General features: G+C 44.9%; 5 protein-coding genes. 3 read left to right on the forward strand and 2 right to left on the reverse strand.

Annotated features, from left to right (window positions below):
* Positions 1 to 7: 7 nt before the first annotated feature.
* Positions 8 to 1267 (reverse strand): extracellular solute-binding protein, encoded by a 1260-nt coding sequence (locus H7T92_RS10245; RefSeq protein ID WP_049472579.1) that lies wholly within the window; start codon positions 1265 to 1267, stop codon positions 8 to 10.
* Positions 1268 to 1281: 14 nt separating this feature from the next.
* Positions 1282 to 3444, reverse strand: coding sequence for an alpha-galactosidase (locus tag H7T92_RS10250; protein WP_201037707.1), 2163 nt, complete (start codon positions 3442 to 3444; stop codon positions 1282 to 1284).
* A 160-nt stretch (positions 3445 to 3604) separates the two neighbouring features.
* Between H7T92_RS10250 and H7T92_RS10255 the strand changes: the two genes are divergently transcribed.
* From H7T92_RS10255 to birA, 3 genes are all read left to right on the forward strand, one after another.
* Complete coding sequence (locus H7T92_RS10255) at positions 3605 to 4438, forward strand: AraC family transcriptional regulator (RefSeq protein WP_201037708.1); 834 nt, start codon at positions 3605 to 3607, stop codon at positions 4436 to 4438.
* Between the two features lie 67 nt (positions 4439 to 4505).
* Positions 4506 to 5513 carry a LacI family DNA-binding transcriptional regulator gene (locus H7T92_RS10260; protein WP_201037709.1) on the forward strand — a complete coding sequence of 336 codons (1008 nt, stop codon included), beginning with the start codon at positions 4506 to 4508 and terminating at the stop codon, positions 5511 to 5513.
* Between the two features lie 14 nt (positions 5514 to 5527).
* Positions 5528 to 6469 carry a bifunctional biotin--[acetyl-CoA-carboxylase] ligase/biotin operon repressor BirA gene (birA, locus tag H7T92_RS10265; protein WP_201037710.1) on the forward strand — a complete coding sequence of 314 codons (942 nt, stop codon included), beginning with the start codon at positions 5528 to 5530 and terminating at the stop codon, positions 6467 to 6469.
* Positions 6470 to 6679 lie beyond the last annotated feature (210 nt).

A 6679-nucleotide genomic window follows, 5' to 3' on the forward strand; every position in this document is an offset into this window, starting at 1 on the left:
TCTACTCCTAATCCACATCCGCTTTCATCGGGTTAAAGAAGGCATTCAAATCATTGACCATTCCTTGTTTATCACCTGTCAAGACATAGTTCATCGTCAAGGTATGGAAGTCTGCTTCACTGGTCCAGTATTGTTGCAACCAGACCAAGTGACGATCCGTAAAGGCATATTTGGTCATCCCAGCAAGCGGTGAATCCTCTCCTGCTTGTTTGACCCCTTCGATCGCTGTTGGAGATCCGTCCACATCATAGTACTTTTGCATGACTTCTGGACGGGTCATGTATTCCACAAAGGCATTGGCTTCTTTTGGATGTTTGGTAGTAGCTGAGATAGACCATGCTAAGTCTCCCGCACCAACGGTTAAGCTTTGTCCTTTTTCTTTCCCTGGAATCATGAAGGTCCCAATCTTAAATTTCGGTTTTTGTTCATTGATCGCGGTAATGGCCCAAGATCCATTTGGTGTCATGAGGACATCTCCACGCGCGAAGGCTCCGATAACGTCTGTATAGCCAGCACCTTCCCAGTTCTTTTGCTTCGAACCTTTAATACGAAGAATATCCATGACCTTGATGTCATCTTTCATAATCGGATCAGTCAATTTAATAGCATTTGGTTGAGAATAACGAAGGTATTGATTGGCTTCTTTTCCTCCACCTGCTGCTGTCGCAAAGGCTAATTGATTATACCCATTGAGGGTCCAAGCATCTGCACCTGCAATTCCAAATGGTGTTTGTCCTTTAGCAACGATGTCTTTGACTAACTGTTCAAATTCATCCCAGGTTTCAGGGACCTTCAAGCCCAGTTCTTCGAATTTATCTTTGTTGTAGTAAATTCCATAAGCATTGGCTGTAAAGGGAACGTTGTAGACTTTTCCGTTCACGGCATATTTTTCAGCGTAGCCATTTTTCACGCGTTTCATATAGTCTTTATTGGACAAATCTTCGAAGACACCTGCTTTTGCCCATTCTTGTAGTTCGATGGACTGTGGGTATATATTAACCACATCTGGCACATCTCCTGCGAGGACACGTGTTTTCAATACTTCACCACCGTTCGGTACATTGACAACTTTGACCTTGACCTTTGGGTTTTCCTTTTCAAAATCACGCGCGATTTCTTCCAAAGTTTTAGTCATTTCTTTTTTCTGGTTGAAATACTCGATGGTCACTGTGCCATCCGCCGATTTTCCATCGTTGGAGCAAGCACCAAGCCCAAATAAGGCTAAGCCTGTTGTCGCAAGAAGTCCGATTTTTTTATACCATTTCATTTGGCTGTCTCCTTTTATTTTTTGACAAAAACATATTGTTTAGTGAGGAAATCTCCCTGAGGAAGAACGACGGTTAAGCCGGCATACATGAGCTCAGCTCCTGAATAGACTTGCTCTGTCCCTTCTAAGCTATAGAGCGCATCTTCTTCCAAACCTTTAAGCTTCAGAGTTGGCTCGATCTCCTCAACTGTTGATAAAACCCTTACATAGGTTACAACCGTACGGTCTTGATAAGTGAACTGGACGGCTGCTTGATTGCTACCATGACCTGGATGGATCAAGCGGTAGTGTTTTCCGAATTGGACAAGGGGGCGAATCGTTTTGTAATGAGCGACTTGAGCTGCGATGACATCCAACTCTTCTTGCGGAAGACTGGTTAGATCCAATTCATAGCCCAGATTTCCCATCATGGCTACATGTCCACGCGTTTCTAGTGGTGTGATCCGTCCCATCTGGTGATTTGGAACAGCGGATACGTGAGCCCCCATAGAGATAGTTGGATAGAGATAACTCGATCCATACTGGATCGGAAGTCTGGCCATGGCATCCGTATTATCACTTGCCCAGACCTGCGGGAAGTAACGCATCATACCCAGGTCATTGCGACCACCACCACCTGAGCAAGACTCAAAGAGGATGTGCTCGTATTTCTCCGTCAAGTACGAAACCACTTCATAGAGACCCAAGATATAAGCATGGGATTGCATCTTGGTTTCCAGGTAGGTTTTCCCATTTCCAAGCTTGGTGATATTGCGATTCATATCCCATTTGATATAGTCGATCTCATGGTTTCCAAGCAAGTCATCCAAGACCTGCTTGATATAAGCCACTACTTCTTTATTTGAGAAATCAAGCACTAGTTGATTCCGTGAATAGGTGTGTTCATAGCCTGGGACTTGAATAGCCCAGTCTGGATGAGCCCGGTAGAGGTCGCTATCAACAGAAATCATTTCGGGCTCCACCCAAAGACCAAATTGAAGTCCCTTGTCATGGATGCCTTGGATCAATGCTGCTAGACTTCCACCTAATTTTTCTTCATTGACGGTCCAATCACCAAGGGCCCGATTGTCATCATAACGATTGCCAAACCAGCCATCATCAAGAACAAAGAGTTCGATCCCCACTTTTTGAGCTTCGTCTGCTAGCTCCAATAATTTATCTTTTTTGAAATCAAAATAGGTCGCTTCCCAGTTGTTGATAAGAATTGGACGTTCTTTATGGGCAAAGGGGCTAGGAATGATATGGTTTTGGACAAATGCTTGACTCTCTTGACTGAGACCGGTCAATCCCTTATGGGAGTATGTGATCATGGCCACTGGCGTATCAAAGCTCTGATTTGGTTCCAATTCCCAAGCGAAGTTTTCAGGATTGATCCCCAATCCAACCCGAACTTCATTGAGTTGATTTTTCTGAACAAATCCTTCAAAATTCCCACTGTAGAGCAGTTGGAAAGCCAGAGCAGAACCCGCATCTTCCGTCACTTCATGATCGGCAAGGATAAGGGCTGGTGTCTGGGCGTGTCCAGAAGCACCACGGTTGGAGCTGATGGAGAAGATTCCTTGCTCTACTTGCTGGCGGCGGACTGTTTTTTCTCTTGCATAGGCTCCTTGCAGAGTGATGATATCGTAGTCACCTGCTGGGACATCGGCCAACACACTGAGAGCCTTGTGGATTACAACCTTTTCATCACTCAAGTTTTCAATCTTTGAGAAGCTGGTGATGGTTGCCCGATCTTCGTAGGCGGTGTAGTAGAGGGTCAAACGCAGGGCTGCTTGATCATCTTCAAAGACCAGTGCCAAGGTTTCAGCCTGATCTACTGAGTGAGGGTTCGGAAGATCGGTCGTCTCGACACTGCCAGAATAGATGTTGGCTCCGACATAAAGGAAATCCGTCACCTCTGTAACGCCGTGCTGGATCTGAATAGACGGCTTTCGAAAATCTCCTAGTCCATGCTGTCCCAAGACCTGTCGCTGGGTATCTAGGCTAAAAGTTCGATTGTCAGGTGTTGGATTTCCAGCGAAAGCATGGTCCTTCTCATGCACGGTATTGGAAAAATGATAAGACGGGATCGGACGTCCCAGATGCTTGAGCATCAGGTAGCCATCTCGATTTTCAAGGATAAGGCTCAGTCCCTTACTTTCTACATAGAACAGATTTTGTTCGATACGAATTGCCATATCTTCCTCCATTGGACCCTAAAAATATCACTATGTATTTTTATATTCAGTTCCAATATTTTTCTTTTTTTACATGTCTTTATTTTACCTGTTGTAAACGCTTCCGAAAATAGAATTTTGTTGGGCTTATATGGTAAAATGTTAGGTAGGAGGTTTACCTATGTTAGTCTTTTCAGAATACCAAACCGACACTATTGATCTAGCCCTTGATTTTTACGGCTACGAAGATTGCCCCAAAAATTATGAATTTGGCCCTAGCGTCCGAGATAATTTTGTCTTGCATTTTATTACAGAAGGAAAGGGAGTCTTTCACTTCAATAAGAAAGAAATCCACCTAGAGGCTGGGGATCTCTTTCTCCTCCCTAAAAATATGGTGACCTACTACAAGGCCGATGCCGAAGAACCTTGGTCCTACTACTGGATCGGTATTAGTGGCACCAAGGTGAGTGATTTCATGCGTTTTTCAACCCTGCATGCAAAAGGTTTTCTAAAGAAAACAGAGGTGGAAACAGAAAAGATCGGCCAGTTTATGGAGCGACTCGTCCACAAGGCAGAGGCTTCAAAGATGACTTCACACTACCAACTCCACCTTCTCTCTCAGATCTATGAACTGCTATTTCTTATCAGTGAAGTAGCTCCCGATATCCATCGGAGCCACCCATCTCCAACCTATCAACTCTACCTGACCTGCAAGCATGTGATTGAGAAGTATTACGCTATAGAGCATCTCAGTATTCAAGAGATCGCCGATGACCTCAATGTCCATCGGTCTTACCTGACAACTGTTTTTAAGGAGTTTCACCAGATCTCTCCCAAGGAATTCCTGCACTCGGTCCGCATGCAACGTGCCCAGCAGTTACTGACCAATACAGACGAAAGCATCAAGATCGTGGCTTACTCGGTTGGCTTTTCAGATCCCCTTTATTTTTCAAAGGCTTTTAAGGCCTATAGCCACCTGACTCCTAGCCAATATCGCAGCAAACATAAAATTTAGTAAAAATTTATTTCTTTTTACTAGCATTTAGAGTATACTGGAACTAGTAAGCAATAAAGGATGAACTATGGCAACGATTAAAGATATTGCAGAAAAAGCAGGCGTTTCTCAGGCAACGGTCTCTCGCGTCCTCAACCAGGATGCGACCTTATCGGTTGGTGAAGACACGCGCAGTCGGATTCTTCGCATCGCTGAGGACCTGCATTACCAAAAGAAAAGCCGCAAAACAGCGCCTCAACCAGTCGAAGATTCTCATAAAATCGTCATCTTTGAATGGTACACGCGCGAAGAAGAATTAGAGGACCTCTACTACTATGCCATTCGGATGGGCTTGGAGAAACAAGCCCAGGAATTAGGCTATGAGATCTTTCGTATCTTCAACAAGGACGATTGGTCTTTGATTCAGGAGGCAGACGGCATTATTGCTCTTGGAAAATTCAGTCCCAAGACCATTCAAGATCTAGAAAGCTACGGCAAACCCCTGATCTTTGTCGATAGCAATACCCTCTATCTGGGGCATTCTTGCGTGACGACCGATTTAGAAGATTCTGTTATCACCGCTCTCGAGCATTTCCTTGAGCATCATCACAAGGAGATCGGACTCTTGGTCGGGCAGGAAGAGACGGCAGATGCGACACCGCTACAGATGGATCCCCGTCAACGAACTTTTCAACAGTATCTCACAGAAAAAGGGCTTTATGAGGAGCGCTTTGTCTCTGTTGGTCAATTCTCGACTGAGTCGGGATATCAGTTGATGGAGCAACTGATTCAAGCATTGGGCGACGACTTGCCAACTGCCTTTTTCATGGCTAGTGATGCCTTGGCTGTCGGGGCCCTTCGCTCTCTTCAGGAGCACCAAATCGCTGTGCCTGATCGCGTCAGTCTCATTTCCTTCAATGATACCTCCATCGCCAAGTATGTCTTTCCTGCCCTCTCTACAGTGACCGTATACACAGAAGAAATGGGCAAGCAAGCCATTCAGATGTTGCGGCAAACCTTTCAAGGGAGTCAACCAAGTGTTCCCTGCATGGTCAAATTAGCCACCAAACTGACGATTCGAGACAGCAGTCGCTAGGAGGTCTTAGTCTTATGAAAACACACGAAATCCTCTTTCAAACCCTTTCTCAGGCAGATGATTACGTCAACGGGGAACAGTTGGCAAAAGAATTAGGTGTTTCCCGCACCTCTATCTGGAAGGCTATTCAGCGCCTGGAAAAAGATGGGGTCGTCATCGAATCCCTAAAAAAGAAGGGTTATAGACTGGTCTCAGGCGATATTCTGCTTCCTGAGGTCATCGCAAGCAATACCCAGTTGACCGTTACTTTGAATGAAGAATGTCATTCTACCCAATTGGACGCAAAATTAGGCATGGAAGCCCATAAAGAGGGCAGGGCTCTCTACCTGGCCAAATCCCAATCTGCTGGAAAGGGCCGCTTTGGTCGTGACTACTATTGCCCCGATCAAGGGGGCATCTACATGTCTCTTCATCTCAAGCCCCAACTCCCACCTGCGGAGCTCCCCCCTTATACCCTCATGGTCGCAGGAGCCATCTACAAGGCTATTAAAAACCTGACCCTGATCGATGTTGATATCAAATGGGTCAATGATATTTACTATCGACATAAAAAAATTGGGGGAATCTTAACCGAGGCTATCACATCCATCGAGACTGGCCTTGTCACGGATGTCATTATCGGAGTCGGCTTTAATTTGGCTATCCCTACTTTTCCAGATGAGCTAAAAAGTAAGGCTGGTTCCTTATTTGAAGGCCCTTGTCCCATCACCCGCAATGACCTCATCAGCGAGATTTGGAGGGAATTTCTTCATACGGATATCGATGAACTGGTCTACCTCTACAAAGAGCGCTCCCTGGTCTTAGGACGAACCGTCACCTTTGAGCAGAACCAGCAGACCTATCAGGGCATCGCTAAAGACATCTCCGATACCGGCCAACTCTTGGTCCAGTTAGAAAATCAAGAAGAAATCTGGCTCAATAGTGGCGAAATTTCCCTCAAGCAGTGGAATCTATAAAACAGAGCTCACAACTCACAAAAGAGTCTGGGACAAAACGCTGTCTCAGACTCTTTTGTGTGAAGATACATCAAAACTTTTTAAACCAATTCTTGATATACTCTAAGCATATATCCAGTAAGAATTTGATAAATAATAATACAATTCCAATCTTCACAAACATGTAATATTTAAATGTGTCATCAAATGAATGCACACGGATCGGAAAGG

The sequence above is a fragment of the Streptococcus parasanguinis genome (genome assembly GCF_016648855.1).
Taxonomy (GTDB): Bacteria; Bacillota; Bacilli; order Lactobacillales; family Streptococcaceae; genus Streptococcus; species Streptococcus parasanguinis_L.